Origin of the sequence: Proteus mirabilis HI4320 (assembly GCF_000069965.1) — a bacterium.
In the GTDB taxonomy this organism is placed as follows: domain Bacteria; phylum Pseudomonadota; class Gammaproteobacteria; order Enterobacterales; family Enterobacteriaceae; genus Proteus; species Proteus mirabilis.
This window is the reverse complement of sequence record NC_010554.1, coordinates 792,623-817,146: the sequence shown is the minus strand read 5'-3', so window position 1 is coordinate 817,146 and position 24,524 is coordinate 792,623. Positions and strand designations below refer to the sequence as shown.

Genomic DNA, 24,524 nt, shown 5'->3' with positions numbered 1-24,524 from the left:
AATGAACGTATTGAAAATCTTTTTCTGCACATTACTCCCTTTACTCTTCACTTCACCGGGAAAGGCCGAAAATAATCTTAATCAGAAAATGATTGAGGAATTAACTCAATGCCGTTTGGAATCATCTCAGCTAATTCGTTTAGATTGTTATGACAAAATTGCGCTTTCTTCAACATCTTCCTCCAATGCACTGCCTGATGTTACTCAAATGGGTAAAACATGGCGCCAAGCAACAGAGCATGAAATGAAACGGACGGGAAACAGTGCAGGTTTTCTCGTCTCAGTACCAGAAACCGGTGATTATCCCGTATTAATGACCATTCCAGCGATTGGCTTTCAACCGCCTCGCCCCATCTTAATGCTGAGCTGTATTGATAACATTACTCGGATGCAAATTATCCTGCCAACAAAACAAGATGCTGGCAGTGTGATGGTTTCAACGGATAAAACACAATTTACTGCAGAATGGTTTTTACGTGAAAACGGTTATGTATTGGAATCAAGCCGCGGTATACCGGGCATAGATGAAATTAAACGCTTGTTAAATGCTGAAAGATTGACATTGAAATTATCTAATAACGAAAAACTCACCTTCAATATTTCAGGTATTTCACAACAAATAATCCCTTTAAGAGCGGCTTGCCACTGGTAGAAATCATGATGAACAATACTTCTTATGCATGGAAACAACAGCTACTGACAGCACTTGATGAACAGCAAGTCAGTAGTGCTGTCAATGATAATGATGCCGACTGGGAATATATTGACAGTGAAATGATAAAGTTCGGCTCACTTAGTCATGGTCAATTAGATATTAAAGAGATCCAGCGTCGCTGTTTACACCTATTTGAAACGCAGACTAAAGATTTTCGGATCTTAGTCCATTTATTACGTACTTTACAGCATGCTGGAGAGCCAAAAGAATTAGTATTGGCAGCACAGATCCTAACTGATTTTAATCGTCAATATTGGCAAAGTTGCTACCCAACCAATATGAAATTGAAATCACGTTTAGCCAATCAAGTTTTGAAACGTTTTGAAACAGCGAGTGAGAGTTTTTGTCATGCAGCCAACAGCGCGATGCGTGATGATATTCTAGGCTCGTTCGCCTTTCTAGCGCAATTTTGGCATGAACAAAGCCCGGCACTTGCAGAACAAATTGATGATTTAAGCAGAGATTATAATCGTATTGAAAATAACGATGCGCCGATTATTGTTGCTTCACCTGTCGAGAAAGAAGAAAAAGTACAGACTCCGCCGGTTAGCGAGTCTATAGAAACACCGACAAAAAATAGCTTAACACCAACTATTAACGTTAACCATCAAGATGAAAGACAATGGAAACAAACATTACTTCAAGTAGCTGATGTTATCTGCCAACAAGCCCCTGAAAGTTCAGTAGGATATCGTATACGGCGTTATGCAATTTGGCACGCTATTACGGTCTTACCTCAAGCTAATGCTCAAGGTAAAACGCCTTTAGCCCCCGTATCAATTGACCGTGTAATGGATTACAAAGCTCAACTGACTCAAGCGTCCATTACGCTATTAAACAATATTGAACAGAGTCTCTCACTCTCTCCTTACTGGTTAGAAGGCCATATGTTAGCTGCACAAGTAGCAGCTAAATTAGGTTATGGGGAAGTAGAAAGTGGCATTATTGAAGAGTTACGTATTTTTTTAGCGCGTCTTCCTGAACTTGTTAACTTGCACTTTTCGGATATGACACCCTTCTTTCCTGAAAGTGTACAACAGTGGTTAGAGCAATATAACCAAACTGAAAACGGTCAATTGCCACCATCGAATACGAATACTGCAATCCTAGAGCAAGAGGTCTTGCAATGTTATGAGCAACAAGGTCTTGAAGCAGCCCTGAAGCTTATTGAATTAAACCTTGCTAGCAGATCAGAGCCTAGAGATAGATTTTATGGACAATTATTGTCTGCACAACTATTTGAATTGTCAGGTATGGATTATATGGCTACACAGTTATACCAACAACTTAATACCTCTGCCTCACATTATTCACTTGCAGATTGGGAACCCAACTTAATACGACAACTCATGCAAAAAATAGACAAAAAGACAGAAATAACAATGACTATGGATAGGGATCAATAATAATGAAATTACCGGTTTTCTCCATTTCAAACATTACGAGTTCGGTAAAAAAACTCTTTTTTGCTGATAAATCTAAAATTGCCTCCTTTTTGCTATTTTTATTGGCATTACTTCCCGCTTTGCTCATTATTTGGATCTGGTGGTGGGGGCCAACATTTCGTTATCAAGATTCCATACCGTTTAGCGAGGTCACCACACGTTGGTTAGCAACCGTCGTTATTGTATTGCTTGTTGTGAGTTGGATTGGTCTAGCAACATGGCGTCGAGTTAAAAAATTGGAAGCATTAAAACTTGATGTCGAATTGGCTGTAGTTGATCCGGTAAGACAAGATCTTGATTTTCAAAAACGTTATTTAAACTATTGGAAATCACAATTTATTCGCCACTTAAATGGTCATACTAAAGCGGTTTATTTACGCCCTTGGTATTTTGTTTTAGGTGCTAACCAAAGTGGAAAGCATAGCTTATTAAAAAATACGGTAAACCCATTAGATATTGCGCCTAGCGACAATATTGTTAACGAACAAAATATTGCATTAAATATTCAATGTCTATTAACCGACAATGCTGTACTTTTTGTCCCTAATGGTGATCTATTAACCCAGCCGGCAAATCAGGCTGATAAACCTCAACTTTATCACCGTTTGTGGGGCGATTTACTCAATTGGATCAAAACTAATCGCCCAAGACAACCAATGAATGGCATCGTCTTAACTGTCGATACCCTATCGTTATTAACCAATAGTAAGGAGCAAAATAGTCAGCTACTTGCTGATTTACAAATGCGTATTGAAGAAATACGCATGACATTTAATAGTCGCTTGCCTTTATATATCGTCTTAACCAAGCTAGATCTATTACGTGGTTTTGACTCAATGTATCAATCATTAGATGTTCAACAACGTAATGAAGTACTAGGTGTTTCTTTCAACCAGAAAGCAAAAAGTAATTGGAAAAAGGAATTAAATCATTTTTGGTCACAATGGGTAGGCCAAATGAACAGCGCATTACCAGAAATGATGCTACAAAGAGCAGAAGGTAACCAGCGTAGTGATCTATTTAGTTTCGTGCGCCAAATTGAAGGGTTACAACATTCTGTATGCACATTAATTGATGCATTGCTCATCAATAATGAGCAACATAATATCTGTTTAAGAGGGGTTTATTTAACTTCTGCATTGCAAATCGGTCAAATCGATGATGTGTTTAGCCAAACAGCGTCCGAACAATATCATTTACCGACAGCACCTCTTACTACATGGCCAATTAATGATAGCCACCCTTATTTTACTACCCAATTATTTAGTCAAGTGCTATTTAGTGAGCCTAATATTGCAGCAGAAAACCATTATTGGGTTAAAAAACATCGGACTCGCCTATTAGTCACCACTGCTGTTAGCTTTGTCGGCTTAATCGCAATTTGGAATGGTTGGAGCCACTATTACGACAAAAACTATCGTGCTGGAGAAAACGTTCTTAATGAGGTAAAAGCATTCCGTGCTATTGAGAACAATGCTCAGAAAGATACTGATGGTAGCCTACAATTACCGGTGCTCAATCCATTACGTGAAGCAACCTTAGCTTATGGTAATCATCGTGATAAAAATGTGCTCTTTTCTGATATGGGTCTTTACCAAGGTCAAAAAGTTGGCCCACAAGTTGAACAAGTCTATTTACAACTACTCACCGATCGTTTTTTACCTGCGGTTATGTCTGGGTTGTTAAATGAACTTAACAGTGCCGACAAAGGAAGTGAAGATAAGTTAGAGATATTGCGTATTATGCGCATGTTAGAAGATAAAAGTGGCCGTAATAATGGCATGGTAGAAGATTTTATGGCCGATTATTGGAGCCAACTGTTCACTGGTCAACGTGAAAAACAACTGCAACTAAAAGCCCATTTGCGCTATGCCCTTGAGCACACAGATTGGAAACAAGAGCGTGAAAAAGGATTTGTTTCAGCCACTAAAGCCTTTATGCCTTTTGCTGGACCTATAAAAAATGCACAAGCAGAGTTAAGTGTATTGTCACTTTATCAGCGTGTATATCAAGCCTTACGCTTAAAGGCTAATCAAGAGCTTTCAGCGCCTTTAAATTTACAACATCAAATTGGCCCAAGTTTTAATACGGTCTTTACGGCTATTGATGATGATAAATTAGAAATTCCACAATTCTTAACGCGCTCAGGGTTATTAAACTATTTTATCCGCCAAAATGATAAATTGGTCGAGCTAACATTACTTGATGCTTGGGTTCTTAATCTAACCACCAACACACAATATAGTGAAAGTGATCGTAAAGAAATTCAGCGTCAAATCAGTGAACAATATCTTAGTGACTATACGGCTCAATGGCGTAATGCCATGAGCAATTTAGAAATTCGTCAATTTGATTCAATACAAGATGAAATTACCGCTCTTGAGCAAATTATTAGTGGTGAACAACCATTACGCCGAGCATTACAAGTTCTACGTGATAACACGGTTATTCCAACTATTGATGAAAATTTACCACTTGATGAACAAAAAACACTGATGGCTGAGCCATCTTACCGTTTATTAACCCGCTTAGATCGCGAATTTACTCCTCAAACTGAGATATTAGTCAGTAACCAAGGGGAAAATTTACAGAATCTGAATCAAAAACTAAATGACTTACATCGTTACCTATTGGGGATCCAAAACTCTCCAGTGCCGGGGAAAGCGGCGCTTAAAGCAGTTTCGATGCGCTTAAACGATAATAATCGCGACGCTATTTTTGAGCTATCACAAATGGCGAAAACATTACCAGAGCCGCTTAACCGCTGGGTCGATGAGTTATCAGTGCAAGCATGGAATGTGGTCCAAAAAGAAGCTATTCGTTATATGGAAGTAGAATGGAATGAAAATGTTGTCAAACAATACAATACTTATATTGCCGGTCGCTATCCATTTAACCCAGCAGCTAAACAAGATGTTCCTTTAAGTGAATTTGAACGTTTCTTCAAACCAAATGGAACATTAGATAGCTTCTATCAACAAAATCTGCGTTTATTCGTTGAGAATAACTTAGTTAACGATAGTGATAGCCAATCATTGATCCGCGCTGATGTATTAGCACAAATTGAAATAGCCAATCGTATTAGAGAAACCTTCTTTAATGCCCAAGGTAATTTAGAAGCACAATATGCTATTGAGCCACTGTCATTAAGTGGTAATAAGCGTCGTAGCATCTTAAATCTTGATGGACAATTGATTGATTACGCTCATAGTCGCAGCCATGTGACACACTTGGTATGGCCAAACTCAATGCGTTCCAATATTGAAAGTAAACTGACTTTAGTGCCTCTTTCCGGTGATAAATCGCCACGTTCAATCAGTTTCTCTGGGCCATGGGCACAAATGCGATTAGTTGATAATGCAAAACTCATCAATATCAAATCTAACTCATTCGATATTCGCTTCACAATCGACGGTGGTGATATGACTTATCGAGTTATAGTTGATGAATCTAATAATCCTTTCTTCGGTGGATTATTCACAAAATTCCGTTTACCTGAAACGCTTTATTAATGTGATTTCCCCCACTTTATAGTGGGGGAATAAAAGGATGTTGAGTGCGATGAAATCAGAAAGTTTAGTGATTAAAATTGGGGGATCTCCACTTGATACCCCTGAATTTATTGCCCTGAAAACCGAATTTAATAAATTGAGCCACCCTGCTCGACCAGAAATAAGTTGGACACTTATTGAGTCACTTTGCTTATCCCTATTTAAAAATCATGGTATCGACCTACAAAGCGGTGCTTACTATACCATTGCAAGATTACAACAGCATGGTTTAAGCGGTTTTACTGAAGGATGTGAGTTATTAGCAAATGTTATTGTGACTTATTGGGATAGCCTGTGGCCGGAAAAGCCAAATCAACGTACAGAGGTATTAAACTGGTTTAATACCAAAGCCAGCGCTTTATTAAGACAACAATCCTATCAAGCAAAAGATCTACGATTAATCTATCGTTCAGAGCGCGCGTTACAGTTAATAATCGATAAACTGGCTAAAACAACTTGGGAAAAACTGCCTAAAATTGAAAACTTACTGTGGTTTTTCCAAAACTTAGCCAAACAAATTGAAAAGCAAGAAAAACAGACGCAACAAGATAGTGCCGAACCCGTTAGCGTACCGCCATTAGTCTGTATTCAACAACCGTCGAAAACAACGGACAAAGCAGCCCCCACTTTTGTGATTGAAACACCTCAACCCGCCTCTTCTTTCACTGTAGTAGCAAAAAAAATGAGTGCGACCCGAGGTTTTATATGGGGCTGTGTGCTCAGTTGCATACTGTTTTTAGCTATCGGATTTGGTGTACATCTCTATTTAAAACAAGAGATGAATGCGATTACTTCAATACCTGAAGGTGCGGCTGCCAAATGGTTGTTTAAACCACAGTTAAATAGCTACGAGTATCATTTAGCATTATTAGAAAAACGTTCTCCTCTTTCTAATTTACGGCTAATTGATACGATGCAAGAAAAAGCCAAAAACGCTTGGCCTACAGATGCAGAGCAAATTTATTTTACACGTAATTGGCAAAATCTTTATCAAACGCGCTTAGAGAATATGCCAATTAATGATAGCTGGTCTGAAACCGCGACATTATTACAACAACTTTCTAATAAAATAGTTCAGCAAGAACGAAATAGAGGCAGTTTTACACTCTCTTATCTAAAAACGGCAATTTATGATATTCAAAAACAGCACAATAAAGTTGAGCCAATCGAAGAAAAACTGCGACAACTCGCTGTACAAATTGAAACAGGGCAACCTATTTCTCCTGCAACTCTTAATAATATTGATAATAAAATTAATGGGTTATTAGCTCGTTATTATGATTTACAAAAACAAGCTGAACAACAAGGTTTAAAACCCGGCTCATATTCATCTTTTGGATTAGATCATGAGTGAAATTAAATATATTAAAGAAAAGCAGTACTTACAAAAACTGTTCAGTGAGTATGCAGATAAAGCGCCACATTTAGCGAGCGTACTTGATCCTCAAGATCCACAAACAAGTTATCTCTTAGAAGGCTTTGCTTTTTTATCTGCTCGTTTACAAGATAAAATTGATGATGCTTTTCCTGAGATCACATTACCCCTACTGCAACGACTAAATTCCCAAGCCATTAAAGGCCTACCATCAACAACAATTATCCAAATTGACCAAAGTGAAATTCTCCCCTATCCCATGGAGATTAATGAAAAACATTTGGTGATTGGCGACAACGGGGCACAATTTAGTTTCTGCCATAATTTCACCATCATGCCTTATAGCATTTTGGATAGAAAAATTACTCAGCATCCAAACCGCTCTTGTATCTCTCTTGAAATATTATATCGTGGTGATGTGGAATTAACTCAAACAAATGCACTTAATGTTTTTTTAGGGGAAAATAAAACCACCTCAGACATTTTATTACTCGCATTTAGTCAATATTTTGAAAAAATTGAGGTGGTACATAACGGTGAACGTTATGAAGGCGATCCTCTTAATTATGCTTTTGAACCCAAAATTGGCAATGACTATAAAATCTTCCCACAGAAAAATAACTCATTTTCTGCACCACAACGTTTATTAGAAGGTCTTTATTTACCCCATGTTCACCATTTTATTGAGTTAGATATACCACAAATAGTGACTCAATTAGATTGGAAACAACAGCAGCGGTTTGTTGTGAATATCTATTTCAGTCAGCAACTTCCTTTAACTCAAGAAGAGTGTAATCAGAGCTTTTTTTTAAACTGTGCTCCAGCGATTGATAGTGAAGCAAAACATACACTTTTAATTGATTTTAAAAAGAATAAATCAAGTTATTTACTCCCTATTCCAACCCATCACTATTTGGCCGATCTTGATAAAATTGAGTTATCACTAGAGCCTCATGAGCTAGCGCGTGGCATATACTGTCATTTTTATCCTACGACAGAATTAACCGCCGCCTCTCGTTTAATGCCCCAATTTCATAAAGCCATTTTCTATTCATTAACAATGGAGAAAAATATTACTGGGCATACACTTTATTATTTGAATTTCTTTGATAATAAAGGTGATCCTATGGTCACACCGCCTAGTTTACATTTTGCATGTGTTTATATTGGCTTTGAACAATATAAAAGAAATGAGTTAGGTCTATTAAATAAACACAGCGAAAAAATGCCTGATGCAGTAAAAACAGGAAATATCACATTATTATCATCTTGTTATCCACCTATTGTAAATAATCACCATTTTTGGAAATTGTTATCTCATTACAGTGCTAATGGTTCAATGTTAATGTCATTAGATACTATTAAACATATGATTTCTGATTATATTCTTTACCGAGATACTGATAGGCAGATCACTCGAAAATGTGAGCGATTATTAAATGGACTCGTTGAACTAAAAACACATTTATATGACTATATTTTAAAAGGTAAACCCTATCGTTGTTTATCTTTATCGCTATTCATTGACGAAACACAATATGAAAATAGAGGTGAAGCTTTTGTCTTTACTACACATCTTTACCATTTTTTCCCGTTCTGTTTATCTGAAAATATGTTATTGGAAATGTCAGTTACACTCAACGATCAGAAAAACACCACTTGGTATTTATCTCCCTCACCACTAAGGGGCTATAAATCAATGATTTAATAATTAGTAGTATTAACTATGGCACATAATAAAAGTGTTTATAAAGTTGATAATATCATATGAAGAAATATCAAAAAGGAGTTATAAATAATGGCTAATTCAATATATTTAAAGATAATAGGGAAATCTCAAGGTGATATATCCAAAGGGTGCTCTACTTTAGGATCTATAGGCAATAAATATCAGCACGGACATGAAGATCAGATATTTGTGTATTCATTTGATTATGATTTAACTCGAGCACAAAATTTAAATCATTCTCCTGTGGTAATTTCAAAACCTATAGATAAATCTTCACCCTTACTTGGGGTTGCAATAACAAATAATGAATTATTAGAGTGCGAGCTAGAATTCTATAGAACAAGTTCAAACGGCAATCAAGAAAAGTTTTATACCATTAAGCTAACAAAAGCCAGCATTACCAATATATCAGCACATTACCCTAATTCACTGACGCATGCAGATGCCCAGCCTTATGAAGATATTACTATTCGATATGAAAGTATCTCTTGGAACCATATTTGTGCAGGAACATCAGGTTATAGTATCAGCAAAAATATTTAATTTTACCGACGATGAGCGATATCATTTTTAATTTTTTATCTATAAAAAAGCCCTTTAATATAAAGGGCTTAAAGAGTTTGCTTTATTTTAAATTACCAAATGGGCATTTCATCTTGTAAGAAAGGATTATATTGACGCTCATGACCTAAATTAGACATAGGGCCATGGCCGGGGATAAATAGATAATCATCACCTAGTGGTAATACTTTATTTTTGATAGAGGCAATCAGATCGGCATGATTACCACGAGGGAAATCAGTACGACCAATACTTTCACGAAATAATACATCTCCCATCGAGATAAGTTTATTTTGGTGATTAACAAAAATAATATGGCCAGGTGTATGGCCCGGACAATGTAAAACCGACAAAGTAATGGTTTTACCAATAGTGACAGTATCCCCTTCATTTAACCATTGATCAGGCGTAAAAGATTTTCCACTGGGGAAGTTAAACATACGACACTGTTGTTCTAAATCTTCAATAAGGAAGTTATCATCTTTATGTGGCCCATAAACAGGCACATGAAAATGCTCAACAATTTGAGCCGTTCCTGCTACGTGATCAAAGTGACCATGAGTTAATAGCACTTTAGTCAACTTTAATTGACGTTGTTCAATTTCTGCAATTAATGTTTCGACATCACCACCGGGATCAACAATGGCCGCTTCTTTGGTATCATCACACCAGATAACGGTGCAATTTTGCATATAATTTGTCACAGGTATAATGTGATACATCATAGCTTACTCCGCGCTTTCTTAATCTATATCTATTTATTTATTACATAGATTACCATGAGCGCACGGGTCCTGTATCGATATGAACAAAATTACTTCGTGGATAATAACCCACTCCTCCCGCTTTCATTCTTAGTGCTACTTGGCGTACTTTAGATAAATCAGTACCTACTAAACGGAAATCCATTGCTTGACCACGGGTATGATAGCTTTTTTTCGCAACACCGCTGGTGTGTTGACGTAGATGATTATTAGTCGCGAGTGAACGATAACCCGAAATAAGTTCAACGGCTTTATTGTTGTTTAACATCACCTGTAACAGATAGATTTGATCAAATAAGGCTGGATCGATAGTTTTAACTTTATTTTGACGGTGATCTCTAAAAAGATGATTTAGTCTAGCAAGCTCTTGTTTATTATAACGTTTACCATCAAAAAACTCGGCTTTAATAGTTTCACCAGTATTTAAATTATTAAAGCGAAGAATTTTCGGTCGGGGAGTTGCTAATGATGCAAATGCATGTGAGGGAAGTAAACCTAAACCAACAGCAGCCATACCAAGGCCTAACCACTTACGACGATGTGAATCAACAATATCCATGATAGCTACACTCAAAATAATGATAGAAGGAAGAACAGACCTTTATTATGACAATATTTTTCTTGAATTGTTGCTTATTGTTTGTATAGATTTGTAAACATATCATTGATATTATTTTATAAAAGTTTATGTTTTATTATTAATAATAGCCGTGTTAGCAATTAACATTTTATTAATATTAATATTAATGTTATTTCTAAAAATAGATTAAAAATAATAGCTATTTTTTAAAATTTATTAATAAAACTGAATAAAATTATTTTATCTTACTGATTTTTATAAAAAATAAAGAGCAAGCATAATACTTACTCTTTATTGTTGTTAGCCATCTGTTCTATTACAAATATTTCTTAATATTCTCTAAAAAAGAGGTTGCATTATTAATGCTTTGGTCATAATTATAAATATCTGCTCGATATTGAGGGGCATTTTCTTCTGCTACCCAAGCTGTTTGATAATATAAATAGACAGGGATACGTTCTGGAATTGGTGCATATTGTGTTGAACCTCGTTTTAAGGCTGCATCAATTCTATCTTGTTTCCATCCTGCATCACCTAATAATATCGTCGCTAATTGCGCCGCTTTATTCACACGAATACAACCTGAACTAATTGCTCGCATATTTTTAGTAAATAAATTGTGGTTTGGTGTGTCATGCAGATAAATTGCTTCAGAGTTTGGCATATTAAATTTATATCGACCTAGGGAGTTAGTTGGCCCAGGGGCTTGCCAAATGCGATATGGAAAATTAGCCGCAGAGATGTTTTCCCAATCTATATCGTAAGGATTAATTGGATAGGCGTCATTCCCCCACCCTGAATAAATCGTATAACCTTTACGGCTAAAATAACTAGGATCAGCCTTTCCTTTTGGAACTATATCTTTACGCGTCATACTCGTAGGTACATTCCAAGGCGGATTAACCACAACATTATTAAGCGCACTACTCATAATGGGGGTTTTTCTATCTGGTCGACCAACAATCACTTTTGAATCTAAAATCAGTTGATTATTAGCATAAAAATAGAGGGAGTAATCAGGAATATTAACCCAAATTCCAGTGTCACCAATAGGTGGGGTTAAACGTAACCGCTGTATATTTAATGCCATAATTCCAGCACGCTGTATTGGTGTCATATTTAACCAATTACGCGTCTGTCTACCAATAATACCGTCAGTTTCTAATCCATGGGCCGCTTGAAACGATTTTACAGCAGCAATTAAAGGCGCATCATAAATCGTTGTTGCTACTTCTTGCTCACTTTCAGCCAATTGAGGCAGTAAATTTAAGTTACGCAATATTTGTCTTAATGCAATAACTTCTTCTGCCGATTGGTTTGGCTTTAATGAATTTTTCCCTTCCATGACGGGCCAAATAACCTCTTGATGAAGCTGTTTGCGCACTTCCTCTTTCATTAATGGATAGTAAGGGTGTGAGGGTGCAAAGGAGACGACAAAGCGCCCTAAGGTATTTTGTTGTAGATTGAGTTGGAAATGCTCGACAGCTTGCACAGTTGGTGCCGGTAATGCTTGTATCGCAGCGCGATATAACAGTGTTGTTCCTGATTGATTAATCTGTTCAACAAAGCTGATATAACCTAAAAAAGCGTCAGATAAAATAATATCTCGTGCTTCTGGCGTTAATTGTGCTGTTTCTAATAGCGTTAACCAACGTCCAAATTGTGGTTGAATTCCAGTTAAGGCAACCTCTGCCAATTGCTGCTCTAGTTGTTGTGTAATTTGTTCATCTTGCCAAATCAGTGCTAAATCATTGCTTTGATAAACATCCACGAGTTGCTTAAAGTAAAGTGGTTTATATTCGCTTGGTAACCAAGATTGTAGTTTAGTACTAACTTCCTGCTTACTCACTGATGGTGAATTTAATGTATCTTGTGTTGCCACATCTTCTGTGAATGCGGGTACTAATGCAGGTGTTTCTGATGTGAATAGCGGTGGTGTTTCACTTTCTGAGGCAATAACATTATGCCCTGAGAGAAGTGTACCTATTACGACCGAATACGTTATTGCTCTTTTAATTGCTTGTTGCGCCATAGTCCTCAGTGCCTCATCCCTTGTTATTATTTTGCTATCGTAAAATATTAGATGAGTTAGACAAAGAGTTTTATAGGAATAAACTAATATTTGTAAAGTTTTATAAAATCTTTTCAACAATAGGCACTTAAATCATCATAAAAAGATGTTTAATACACTTTTTATATTAAATAAGAGTATAAATACTAAATACTCACAATGCCGTGCACAATAAATATTCAAATAGAAAGTATAAAGTATATAGATTTAATCTATCATATGGTTCTATTTTGTTTTATAAAGAAACCCAAAATAAAAAAGGCGTAGTTTCCTACGCCTAACAAATAAAGGTCAACAGCACAGAGACAGATTAGTACTCTGAATTGATAACCACTTCTTCACCAAATTGTCCCGCTTTAGGTAACGGCTGGTAAGAAGAGTTAGCAGCACGTAAGATACGGATCCCACGGATATTTAGCTCATCAGCTGCTGCGATATCAGCATCTGCATCACCGTAGTAAATTTTCAGTTTGTGATCGCGCATCCAGCTTACTTTGTTATTTGCGCCAGGTTGGTCACCGGCAAAAATAACAGGTTGCATTTTGTCTGCAGGAATATTTAAACCTTCTTGAACATATTTAGTCACAGTCTCTGTTTTAGTCTGTGTACGACCGGTAATGAAATAAACAGTATCACCACGTTTTAAGTGCATCTGAACAAGATCGATACCGACTTGTTTAGGCATACTGAATTTATCCCATTCGTTGTTCATTTTTTCCCAGAATTCTGGGTTTTTCAGATAACTGAAATCGTTTGGAGAATATTCCAGTTTACCACGATAAAAGCCTGGGCTTGAGAACAGAACAGTGTCATCAATATCAAAACCTACCGCCATTGGTGCTTGGCCTTCTAAGCTTTTTTCAATTTCTGCAACAGAAACCCATTTAATTGGTTGCTGATGTGCAAGTTCAGTAACAGTAACCCCTGGGCTAACAACTTCTGGCATATGAACTTTTGCCATTGCTGCGCCATTTAAACTTAACGCCAACGCAATTGCACTAAGAGTAAGTGTAACTTTACGCATTCTCTTTCCTTTAATTTTTATATTAATCACAGAAGGTGATAATAATAAACATCATAATTACATTTAAATGAGATATAGCGCACGTTATTTTATTTAGGCTGGTACTCTTTTGTTAGTTTACTTTCATTTTTTGATCTATCTAACACTTTGAAAAAAGAAAGCACTATCTACGAAAGCAGATAGCGCCGTTATTATCTAAGTCGTTCCCAAATGAACACATCAATGACTCTGTTATTTTTGAAACATTTTTTGGTAAAAAATAAACATTTTAAAATTAGCCAAGAAAAACCTATTACCTATCATAGGTTATGGGTTTATCTACAGATAGAGGTTCGAAATTGTTTTAATAATTTATAAGTAATATACAATTAATTTAAATTTGGATTAGAAAATAGGAAAGCTAATATGGACACAAAGCGCGTGGGATATACTGTTGTTGATCTATCCCAATGGGGACGAAAAGAACACTTTGAAGCATTTCAGTCTTTTGCTCAATGCACCTTTAGCCAGACCGTTCAACTGGATATTACTTCATTATTAAAAACCGTAAAGCAAAATGGGTACAAATTCTATCCGACATTTATATACATCATTAGCCTATTGGTAAATAAACATGCAGAATTCCGCATGGCAATGAAAGACGGGGAATTGGTGATATGGGATAGTGTTAACCCTGGGTATACTATCTTTCATGAACAGACCGAAACATTTTCATCTTTATGGAGTTACTACCACAAAGATATCAATCATTTTTTGAAAACTTATTCAGAAGATATAGCACAATACGGTGACGATCTAGCCTATTTTCCAAAAGAATTTATCGAAAATATGTTTTTTGTGTCAGCAAATCCTTGGGTAAGTTTCACCAGTTTTAACTTGAATGTGGCGAATATAAACAATTTCTTTGCCCCTGTATTTACAATAGGTAAATATTATACGCAAGGAGATAAAGTTCTGATGCCACTAGCAATTCAAGTGCATCATGCCGTATGTGATGGCTTCCATGTAGGCAGATTACTCAATGAAATACAGCAATACTGCGATGAGGGATGTAAATAATCAATGGGACTTAAAGCACATGTTTTTGTTCCACTCAAACCTGTCGCTATCCTCTGTTTCCACTTTTATTGATTATTTTAACATCGATATAAATTGATGAGAGGCATTTAGTATTTCCCTTTTTATTGAGGGGTCACGCTATAAAATTTGTACACTGATTTGTACTAATAACGGTGATAAAAATACTAAATGCCATTAACACTCATGAATAACCAAAATATAAAATAATGAAAACAATAAGTTATATTATAAGGTTATTCACTTACTCATCATGATCCTTCATCAACTATCTGCAATATTTTCGGATAAATGTTTATCTTTTTCACTTTGTTGCCCAAAGCCTTTTAATCCGACCACATGAACATGCTCGCTTCCATTAAAGACTTTACGCACTAATTTATAAGTTGTGCCTTTTTCTGGACTAATATTTTCTGGTGCGGCAATGATAAGTTGCATATCAAGTCGTTCACACAGTTCAAACAGGGTCGCGATAGATTTCGCATCTAAACGTGCCGCTTCATCAAGGAAGAGCAAACGACAAGGCGAAATATCTTTCCCTCTTAAGCGTCGTGATTCTTCTTCCCAACTTTGAACCACCATCACTAAGATAGACATACCTGTACCAATGGCTTCACCTGTTGATAGCGCACCACTTTCTGCTTTTAACCAACCTTCTGGCCCACGATTAACTTCAACTTCCATCTCAAGATAGTTACGGTAATCAAGTAGCTCTTCACCCACCGTTTGTGGCATACGCTGACCAAAATCAGCCTGTGGATTTAAGCGTTGATACAGTTTTGCCATCGCTTCAGAGAAGGTTAGGTTTTGGTTTTTAAATAGATCTTGATATTGGCTATCTTCTTCTTCCGATAATACATCCAGTAAGATTTGATGGCTTTCACGAATATTAACGTTTAACCGTACACCACGAACCTGACCAAAGGAAACCGCTTGTAAGCCCTGATTTAGCATGCGAATGCGATTTTGTTCACGTTGGATAGTTTTACGAATAATATTTGCCACACTGCGAGAGCTGATCGCCAGTTTTTGTTCACGACTGGTTAGCTCTTCGGTTAAGCGAGCTAATTCAATTTCCATCTGTTCGATAGCATCAACCGGATCATCGGTTTTGATAATATCTTGTCGAATGCGTTCTCTTAAATGTTGGTAAACCGCAATAAAGAATTGGACTTTACGATCAGGGTATTTTGCGTCTTCAGAGCGACGTAATGCATCCCGTAAATATTCATTATCCGCCACAGCCTGACGTAACGCACCTAGCGCCTTATCCGACATTGAACGTAACTCATCCGCTGAAAGATAGGCAAAATCACGACGATGTAAACGGCGCTCCATACCATTTTCTTTCACTAAGCGCATAACAGCACACCAACTGGCTTTAGCGCTGACGACGTGTTCACGCATTTGGCCATAATCACGTTCTAATTTGCGAATTTTCTTCGCCATATTTTCACGTTCAGCTTCACTAAGCGCAATATCACGCTCAAGTTGGCTAATACGCGTACGGTTAGCACTCACCGCAGCATAACGTTGATCACGTAACTCTTTGGCTCGCGCTTCTGCACCCGCATCAATTTGCAAGCCAGTCTCTTTCATCTCTTGCTCAAGCTCTCTTAATAGTTCTGATTTAGTATCAAAAGAACTTTTTAGTGAGGCTAGTACTTGATTAAACTGATCACATTGTGCCTGCTGTTGACGATATAACTCTCTCGCTGTCGCTCGCTCTGTTTCAGCCATTTCTAAACGACGACGCAATTTTTCATTGAGATCGTTATTTTCACTGACAATTTCAACCGCATCGCTATAACTAAAATGTGGACGACGCTGAACCACTTCCACCAGCAAAAATGCTTGTTGTTGATAACGTTGCTGCTCTTCTTTTGCGTATTGATAATCTTGTGTTAATTGATCATGCTCTTGTGGATCGCTTTGTAAAATCGAGGCTATAGGCTCTAACGCAGTTAATGCTTTCTCATGACGCTGTAAATAACGCATCGACTCTTCTGCGTTATAAAGCTCTTCACGTAGCTCCTCAACACGATCAATTAATGTTTCGTCCAATAATAAATTGACTTGAGGAATGAGTTTATTTAATAAATTGAGCGACTCTTTAGCTTGCGCATAATGCTGACGTTGTTGCTGAGTGCCCTCTTCATATTGTGATAACTCGCGCTCTAATTCATTACGACGTTGATTTAATTGGCGAATATCTTCTTCAGGATCGGCATCAAATGCCACTGAAATATGTTGCCCAACAAATTGGCTAAATGCATGGTGTGCACGTTGAATTTTCTGCACATCAAAGGCCTGTGTGGCATACAGCTCTGACAGCTCATCTCGTTGACGGGATAATATTTCTAGCTGGTTTTCTCGTGCTGCACGGCCAAATAATGGAATTTCGGGATAACGTGAATAGCGCCACTGCCTATCTGAACTTTTAATAAGTACCGCTTTTTCCATCTCTTGGGCATTAAACACGCTATCATCAAAGGATTGTGGATCACCTTCAATAAAATAGAGATCTTCCGGGCAATCTTCTAAAGAAGCTAACTGCTCTTCGATCGCACTGAGATCTTGTACCACAATCGCATGGCGCGCAGGTCCATATAATGCTGAGAAATAAGGTGCATCATCTAAGGTGATATCATCGTAAATCTCTGATAATAAAACCCCGTTAAAGCGTTCTGCTAAAGTAATTAATCGACTATCTTCAGCCCCACTAGGCTGACTTAATCGTTCAATTTGAGCTTCAATTTGCTGTTTGCGAGCAGCGGTTTCATCACGCAAAACCGTGGCTTCACGCTCTTTCTCAAGTAACTGTTGCATATATTCAGTAACTTGATTGCTTGTTTCAAAAGATTGATGCGTTTGTTCACACAGTTGCGTTAAAGCATCTTGTGCAGCAAACCAAACTGGCGCTTGTTTTCTTAATTTTTCAATTTGTTGTTTTAGTTGATCAAGCTCTTGGCGCATTTGCATACGCTGTTCGCCAGAATCACTAACATAATCGCTCAGCTCTTCAATCTTTGCTTCTAGCTCTTCTTGTAGAGTAAATAGATCATCAGGCTCAACATTTTTGCCATACTGTTTATTAAACTCTGCAAGTTGACGTTCAGCATTATTTCTTTGCTGTAAACGTTGCTCTAATTCAGCTAATTGCATCCGAATAGGGTGAACACGATCGGCTTGATGACGATGTGATGACCATTCACGTAATGCGCTTTTAGCCGCACTCCACGCATTTTGACGCTCAACTTCCCCAACAATCGAGGTGATCAATTTATAGGCTTGATCAAATTGCGTTTTGGCCGCATCAGAAACACCGAGTTTCTGCTCCATAGAAAGTAATGAATGCGTGATGGATTGAATTTTTGCTTGAATACGTTCAGCCCATAGCTCGGCATTGGTTTCATCTAAATCATCAATGCCACATTGTGCTTTCGCACGCTCTAATGCTTGTACCGCCTGACGATATTGAATAGCTCGGGTTTGTTGAACATCTAACGCTTGTTGATAATCTGCCAATTGACTTTTCAGTTCATCAACTTCTTCTTCCGCAGATCCAACTCGCGCTTCCAACTCTTCTTTTTTTGATGTTGCTTCTTCAACAACTTCACTTTGCTCTTCTAAACGGAATGTGATTTCTTCGACATCCGCAACATAGCGATCGATTTTTTCTTGTTGGCGTACCGCATTTTGTACAAGATTAAGTCTATCACTGGCGGCTTGATAATCCGTTTCCAAATCAGCCGATAACGCTTGTTGCTCTTCTAACTCTTTGCCCATTTCAATAAAGCGATAAGCTTCATTGTTAATCGCTTTACGCTGATCCCACAACTCTTTACGTAAAGATAGAGCCTGATCAAGGTGTACTCGTCTTTCATTAGCATGACGCATATAGTCCGCTGCAACATACGAGGTCGCTTCGGTAACTAAATGTTTAAACAGATCACGATCGGATTGAGTGACCCGAATAGCTTCTAAGGTCATGCGGTTTTCACGTAATGCCCCTTCCATATCTTGGAAGGCTTTTCTTACTCCGCTATTTTCAGGTAATAAATAGTCGCGTAAAGAACGAGTGATGGCACTTGAAATACCGCCATATAATGAAGCTTCAATAAGACGATAGAATTTTGCCCGATCGCTTGCTGAGCGTAAACGTTTCGGAATAACCCCTAAATCAAAGAGTACAGAGTGGAAATCAGTAATCGAGTTAAATTGTCTAAAAACAACGCCTTCTATCGCTTCTACTTTTTCTTTTAATTCATTAAGTGGTAGAACACGTGCTTGGCGTCCATCGACAGCTTGCGTCAAAATTTCTGTTGGATTTTCAGCAATAGGTAGCCCTTGGATCATAAAAGGTTTGATATCAACCTTTTTATCTCGTCCGGCAACTTGTTGTAAGCGTACGCCAACGACAGCTCGTAAATGGCGGGAATTAATCACATCTAAAACAGCGTAACAAACTCCCGGGCGTAATTTCCCATATAATCCTTTATCACGAGAGCCACTGGTTGAACCGGCTTCAGTGGTATTTCTAAAATGAAGTAAAGTCAGATCGGGGATCATCGCGGTAATAAAAGCCGCCATGGTGGTGGATTTACCCGCTCCGTTACCACCGGATAAAGTCGTGACTAATTCATCTAAATCAAAAGTACGAGCAAAAAACCCATTCCAGTTGATCAATGTTAATGAGCGAAATTTTCCTCGTTCAATCATTTATTTTCTTCCTCTGCATCATCATCTTCACTGGACTCTAATTGCTCATCTTCCTGTTCATCGTCATCACTTGGCTCGCTATCTTGCTCTAGTGGCATAGCTTCACCATCGCGGATCATACGCATTTGCGCTTCAAGAGGAGAGTCACCACTACGCACATCAGCACCAAAGCGAAACACCGATTCAGTAATTGAAAAACGTTGCGTATCATTGGGTAAAAACGAAATCATCCCTAAACGACGTAGTCGGTTAAGTGACGTTCTCATTTTCTCTTGCAGTTTTTGTAGGTCTAAATCCGATCCTGTCGAGCGTTGATTAACTAAGCGTAACAATTTGCTTTCATCGGCCAGTGTGCGTAATTCATCAAATAATTCTTGCACAGTGAAGATCCCCTGATTAGCTAATCGCTCAGGGCTAAGGTAGAGATAACAAAGAATTTTGCCGACCAACATATCCATTTCAGAAAGCACTGAACGAGGAATAAGCGTCGTTGAACGGGGGCGTAAGTAAAAAAAGCCTTCAGGTGCTCGAATTAATTCGACATTATAACGCGCATAAAAATCTGTTAACTCATCTTGAAAGTCCATCAAAAAAGCATGGTTATCTAGTGAGTCTATACCAATATGTCGACCTGCACGTAGCTGACTATCCAGTTCAGGAAAAAGTGAATTCGCTAATGCCTGTGCTAATTTAGCTGGTATAAATTGTTCAGTATGTATCGATGACATGCGCTTGTACCTTAGCTCCATATTCGTTAATTTCTGCCCATTTTGCTGGCAATCCTGCAAGTTCAGCTTGCGCGACACCTAATCGTACCGCTTGATCAATGACAATCCGTGCCACATCAAAATGCTTCTGTTGTGGATAACGATTAAGATACTCAACTAATACTGAACTGAGATCTAACGCTCGTTGTTCTAATTTATAAGCAGCCAGCTCTTGTTCAACCCATTGAGCAATTTGTTCATTTACTTCACTGAACATTTGATATTCCAGCTCTTCAGGCAATTCCCCGGTCACTTCTTCATCTCGCAACACAAGCTCCTCATCACGCATATCAAATAGCCTATCCGCATTAGCATAAGTTAATGCCCATGGGCTGTCGAAATAGTTTTGTACGGATTGGCGTAGGCGACGTGAAAAAATACGGTTTTTATCCATATCTATCGCCGTGCGAATAAATTTATGCACATGCCTATCGTAACCTATCCATAAATCGATAGATTGCTGTCCCCAACTAATAATACGGTCAAGTTTACTTTGTAACTCAAAGACTAAAGTATCTATTTGGTCGACATGGCCTGAACTCATATTCGCTTCTTGAATACGTAATAGATTTGCTTGTAATTTGTCCCCTGCCGCTTCCAGTGTGTCTTGTAACTCTCTTAATGTCCCAGAGGTTTCAGATAGTAATTGTTCACAGTTTGAAATGGCAGCTTGCCAATCTTGGTTTAATAGTGCAGCAATATCTTCTTTAACGATATTTTGCTGTTCATCCATAATGCGTTGAGATAAATCGATGCTATCGAATATCTCAGCCACCGAATATTTTAACGGTGCAAAAACATTACGATGCCAATGGTATGCATCACCACCTTCTTCTGCGGCACTTGCCGCTGAATCTAACTCACTTGCCACAATTGACAGCTGCATCGACAAGCGTAGTGATGAAAACTCACGTTGACGAATGTAGTAATCACTGATGCCAATACCTAATGGCGTTAAACGATATATCGCATTACCTTCTACCAGTTCACTGGTAAAACGGTTAAAAAGCCGCTGCTTGACCATATCATTAATGGCATTATTAGCACGAACTTGTATTGATTCTGCGGGTTGATCAAAGCCTTTACACACCTCTCGAAAGGCATCAATCAACTCCCCTTCACTCATCTCGCCATCAAGGCGTTCGCTGTTTAATACAGCAACTGCCATCAAAAAAGCTAACCTTTCCGGTGGCAGTGAAATAGAGAAATCATTTTTTCTCGCCCAAGACACTAACTCAGGAACGGTCTGGGTAAAATCACTCATAGTACATCCTTAATTTACACACTTTTGTGCCATGACATGAATGTAACGCCCCAGACTGATATAGGGCTCTTGCCGACAATAGCGTTGCTCTAAGGCAAGCAACGCTGGAAAATCTTTATTTTGCAACTGACGACTTTGCAAATAGTCATGAAAAACACGCACTCCCGTTTTTCCTAAAATCGTCATTGAAAATGACGCTAACCATTGATAAACATCCTCAGGTTGTAGCGGATTTTGTGGGGATAATGAGCGTTTTCTTCTGCGTGGTATTTCCGGATTTGCCAAATGGAAATTTCCCAAAATAGCATTTCTCATGACAATGCCATTCGCATTGTAAAACATTAACGATAGGATACCATTAGGAAGTAGCATATCGGTAAGTACATTTATGGCGTTTTTCTGATCTGTGATCCACTCTAATACGGCATGGAATAGAATTAAGTCAACACCATCATCTAGATGCTGGTTTATCTCTTGTGCTGCACAACAAATAAACGTCATTTGATTGACAACACCTTCATCAATAGCCGCTTCTTGTGCGCGGTTAAGCATCTCTTGTGATAGATCACATAAAATTATCTGGTGCCCTAATTTTGCCAGTTGTCTGGAAAAATAACCTTCACCACCCCCCGCATCTAAAATACGCAACGGACGATCAGGGAGTTGAGTTAATAATTGTTGTAAATCATCCCAAATCACCGCTTGGCGGATTTTTCCTTTTGTTGTGCCATAGATATTGCGAGAGAATTTATCAGCAATATCGTCAAAATTACGGTCTGACATTAAAACGCCTCATGATAACAACTTGTTACTTGCGCTCTTTGCATTCTGATAAATTCAAAAATATGAGACACTGTACTGAAGGTAAACAAAGACAACAATTTTACCAGTGTTCGATGATACTGGCTGTTTTCAATCACAAAATAAGCCATGAATCAGATTATTCGCAAAGCGCAGTATAAATATAACGCTTATTAATGAAAAAATTAACGCTCAAACGTTTATCGTTTTACAATTTCTAAATTAGTGAGTATTTCTATTCGTTAGCATTTAGTAAAAACTATACTTATACGCTATTTTGACACAATGCTTTATCAATCCCCTAGTTCTCACTAGATTTTTACTCTCAGTTGCTGACATTTCACTCAACTTAGGAAGATTTATGCTGTTTTTGCTCAAAAAATATCTTGGTAGCCTAATCATGCCACTACCGCTGTTATTAATAATTGCTTTTTTTGCGCTTATTTTACTGTGGTTTACTCGTTGGCAAAAAACAGGAAAAAGCGTACTCACTATCGTGATTGTGTTACTTACGCTGTTAGGCATGCAACCTGTCGCAGATACTCTATTGATGCCGAGTGAAAAAGCGTATCAAGCACGTTATGAATTACGCGAAAACTCACCACAAGATGTTAACTACATTGTCGTTTTAGGGGGCGGTTTTACTTATAACCCTGAATGGGCACCTAGTGCTAACCTGCTAAATAATAGCTTATTTCGTGTTGCTGAAGGCGTAAGGCTTTATTATCGTTATCCTAATGCCAGCTTAATTTTTACCGGTGGTGCCGGCGTCAATAAAATAAGTAGCGCCGAAGTGGCTGCACAAGTTGCACAATCATTAGGTGTTCCAGCAGAAAAAACGATCGCCCTTTCTCAACCTAAAGATACCGAAGAAGAAGCGTATGAAGTGGATAAACTTATCGGTAAACAACCTTTTTTATTGGTGACCTCAGCAAACCATTTAGCGCGGGCAGAACGTTTCTTTTTAGCTAGAGGTATGCACCCTATTGTTGCACCTGCTAATCAGCTAGCCATTACTACCCCTCTGCATCCTTGGGAAAAATATACCCCTTCCGCGTATTATTTTCAGCATAGTGAGCGAGCATGGTATGAATTTATCGGCTCGATTTGGCAAACCATAAAGCCTAGCGAATCATCTAATATAGAGGCGGTTGTTGAGAATAAAAATGAAGCTGACAATGGCATAAAATAGCGTATGAAGAATGAGATCATTAGGTAAAAAAATAATCAATCCTCTTTTTTATCGATGGTAGAAAACAACAACGGCACTGAATACCAGTGCCGTTAAACATTAATTTGCAATATACTGCAAATATTAGAACTCTTGGTTTAGTGCCCGAAAAGCGGCTCTCGCGGCAATTAAGTCATCTTGAGTATCAACCCCGACACCCGGTACTTCAAGCGCTTTTGCTACATGGATTTTCTCGCCATACCACAATACACGCAGCTGCTCTAACATTTCGATAGACTCCAATGGGCTTGGCTCCCAAGTAATATAACGACGAATAAAGCCTGCACGATAAGCGTAAATACCGATATGACGTAAGTAATGCTCGCCTATTTCATCATGAGAGAGATTAAAACGATCTCTTTCCCAAGGAATAGTGGCTCGAGAAAAGTAAAGTGCAAAACCTTTCGCATCCATAACCACTTTTACAGCGTTAGGATTAAAGGCTTCTTTTGAGTCGACGATAGGCACAGCAAGAGTTGCCATACCTGCACCACAATTAGCTAAATTTTCTGCCACTTGCGTAATAATTGCGGGTGGAATGAGTGGTTCATCGCCTTGTACATTAACGATTATCTCATCATCTGCGAATTGATATTTTTCGATAACCTCAGCTAAACGCTCTGTACCTGAGTGGTGGTCTTCACGGGTCATACACGCTTCTCCACCCGCTTGTTCAACAGCGCGAACCACATCTAAGTTATCAGTTGCAACAATGACACGTTTAGCACCTGAACGCTTTGCTTGTTCCATAACACGAACAATCATCGGTTTGCCATGAATATCAGCAAGTGGCTTACCGGGTAACCGAGTCGACGCATATCGACCTGGGATAATGACCGTAAACATT

At 38.1% G+C, this 24,524-nt stretch carries 17 protein-coding genes; 8 read left to right on the top strand and 9 right to left on the bottom strand.

The annotated features are described in order from the left end of the window. The first annotated feature begins 1 nt into the window (after position 1). The 6 genes from vasI to PMI_RS03605 all read left to right on the top strand — a co-directional run bounded on the left by vasI (position 2) and on the right by PMI_RS03605 (position 9,358). Complete coding sequence (gene vasI / locus PMI_RS03630) at positions 2 to 652, top strand: type VI secretion system-associated protein VasI (protein WP_004244612.1); 651 nt, start codon at positions 2 to 4, stop codon at positions 650 to 652. Between the two features lie 5 nt (positions 653 to 657). Further along, a complete protein-coding gene (gene tssA, locus PMI_RS03625) occupies positions 658 to 2,121 on the top strand; it encodes a type VI secretion system protein TssA (protein WP_012367720.1) in 1,464 nt (487 codons plus the stop codon). Positions 2,122 to 2,123: 2 nt separating this feature from the next. Continuing rightward, the gene (tssM, locus tag PMI_RS03620) at positions 2,124 to 5,672 is read left to right on the top strand and encodes a type VI secretion system membrane subunit TssM (protein ID WP_004244610.1); all 3,549 of its coding nucleotides are present in this window, start codon (positions 2,124 to 2,126) and stop codon (positions 5,670 to 5,672) included. 49 nt (positions 5,673 to 5,721) lie between these two features. Beyond that, positions 5,722 to 7,065 carry a VasL domain-containing protein gene (locus tag PMI_RS03615; protein WP_232504903.1) on the top strand — a complete coding sequence of 448 codons (1,344 nt, stop codon included), beginning with the start codon at positions 5,722 to 5,724 and terminating at the stop codon, positions 7,063 to 7,065. Beyond that, entirely contained in the window at positions 7,058 to 8,794 is a 1,737-nt protein-coding gene (locus PMI_RS03610) for a type VI secretion system baseplate subunit TssF (RefSeq protein ID WP_012367718.1), read from the top strand. The genes PMI_RS03615 and PMI_RS03610 overlap by 8 nt, the downstream gene beginning before the upstream one ends. 90 nt (positions 8,795 to 8,884) lie before the next feature. After that, positions 8,885 to 9,358, top strand: coding sequence for an Hcp family type VI secretion system effector (locus PMI_RS03605; RefSeq protein WP_004244607.1), 474 nt, complete (start codon positions 8,885 to 8,887; stop codon positions 9,356 to 9,358). 92 nt (positions 9,359 to 9,450) lie between these two features. Here PMI_RS03605 and PMI_RS03600 read toward each other — a convergent pair whose 3' ends face one another. From PMI_RS03600 to aphA, 4 genes are all read right to left on the bottom strand, one after another. Further along, the gene (locus PMI_RS03600; protein ID WP_012367717.1) at positions 9,451 to 10,101 is read right to left on the bottom strand and encodes an MBL fold metallo-hydrolase; all 651 of its coding nucleotides are present in this window, start codon (positions 10,099 to 10,101) and stop codon (positions 9,451 to 9,453) included. Positions 10,102 to 10,150: 49 nt separating this feature from the next. Then, on the bottom strand, positions 10,151 to 10,699 hold the full coding sequence (gene mepK, locus PMI_RS03595) for a peptidoglycan L,D-endopeptidase MepK (protein ID WP_004244605.1): 549 nt from the start codon (positions 10,697 to 10,699) through the stop codon (positions 10,151 to 10,153). Between the two features lie 337 nt (positions 10,700 to 11,036). Further along, positions 11,037 to 12,752: a L,D-transpeptidase gene (gene ldtD / locus PMI_RS03590; protein WP_012367716.1), complete on the bottom strand. Its 1,716-nt coding sequence runs from the start codon at positions 12,750 to 12,752 to the stop codon at positions 11,037 to 11,039. Positions 12,753 to 13,101: 349 nt separating this feature from the next. Next, a complete protein-coding gene (gene aphA, locus PMI_RS03585) occupies positions 13,102 to 13,815 on the bottom strand; it encodes an acid phosphatase AphA (protein WP_004247637.1) in 714 nt (237 codons plus the stop codon). Between the two features lie 405 nt (positions 13,816 to 14,220). Between aphA and catA4 the strand changes: the two genes are divergently transcribed. Beyond that, complete coding sequence (catA4, locus tag PMI_RS03580) at positions 14,221 to 14,874, top strand: type A-4 chloramphenicol O-acetyltransferase (RefSeq protein WP_004244601.1); 654 nt, start codon at positions 14,221 to 14,223, stop codon at positions 14,872 to 14,874. A gap of 282 nt (positions 14,875 to 15,156) precedes the next feature. On the opposite strand, the gene mukB is transcribed toward catA4, so the two are convergent. The 4 genes from mukB to cmoM are packed head-to-tail and all read right to left on the bottom strand — an operon-like array spanning position 15,157 to position 22,428. Further along, positions 15,157 to 19,614, bottom strand: coding sequence for a chromosome partition protein MukB (mukB, locus tag PMI_RS03575; RefSeq protein WP_012367715.1), 4,458 nt, complete (start codon positions 19,612 to 19,614; stop codon positions 15,157 to 15,159). Further along, a complete protein-coding gene (gene mukE, locus PMI_RS03570; protein ID WP_004247634.1) occupies positions 19,611 to 20,342 on the bottom strand; it encodes a chromosome partition protein MukE in 732 nt (243 codons plus the stop codon). The genes mukB and mukE overlap by 4 nt, the downstream gene beginning before the upstream one ends. After that, complete coding sequence (gene mukF, locus PMI_RS03565) at positions 20,323 to 21,645, bottom strand: chromosome partition protein MukF (protein WP_004244597.1); 1,323 nt, start codon at positions 21,643 to 21,645, stop codon at positions 20,323 to 20,325. Before mukF ends, mukE begins: the two co-directional genes overlap by 20 nt. Before the next feature lie 9 nt (positions 21,646 to 21,654). After that, positions 21,655 to 22,428, bottom strand: a complete 774-nt coding sequence (gene cmoM / locus PMI_RS03560; protein ID WP_004244596.1) for a tRNA uridine 5-oxyacetic acid(34) methyltransferase CmoM — start codon at positions 22,426 to 22,428, stop codon at positions 21,655 to 21,657. A gap of 379 nt (positions 22,429 to 22,807) precedes the next feature. Between cmoM and elyC the strand changes: the two genes are divergently transcribed. Continuing rightward, entirely contained in the window at positions 22,808 to 23,638 is an 831-nt protein-coding gene (gene elyC, locus PMI_RS03555) for an envelope biogenesis factor ElyC (RefSeq protein ID WP_004244595.1), read from the top strand. 123 nt (positions 23,639 to 23,761) lie between these two features. Here elyC and kdsB read toward each other — a convergent pair whose 3' ends face one another. Then, positions 23,762 to 24,523: a 3-deoxy-manno-octulosonate cytidylyltransferase gene (gene kdsB / locus PMI_RS03550; protein WP_004244594.1), complete on the bottom strand. Its 762-nt coding sequence runs from the start codon at positions 24,521 to 24,523 to the stop codon at positions 23,762 to 23,764. Position 24,524 lies beyond the last annotated feature (1 nt).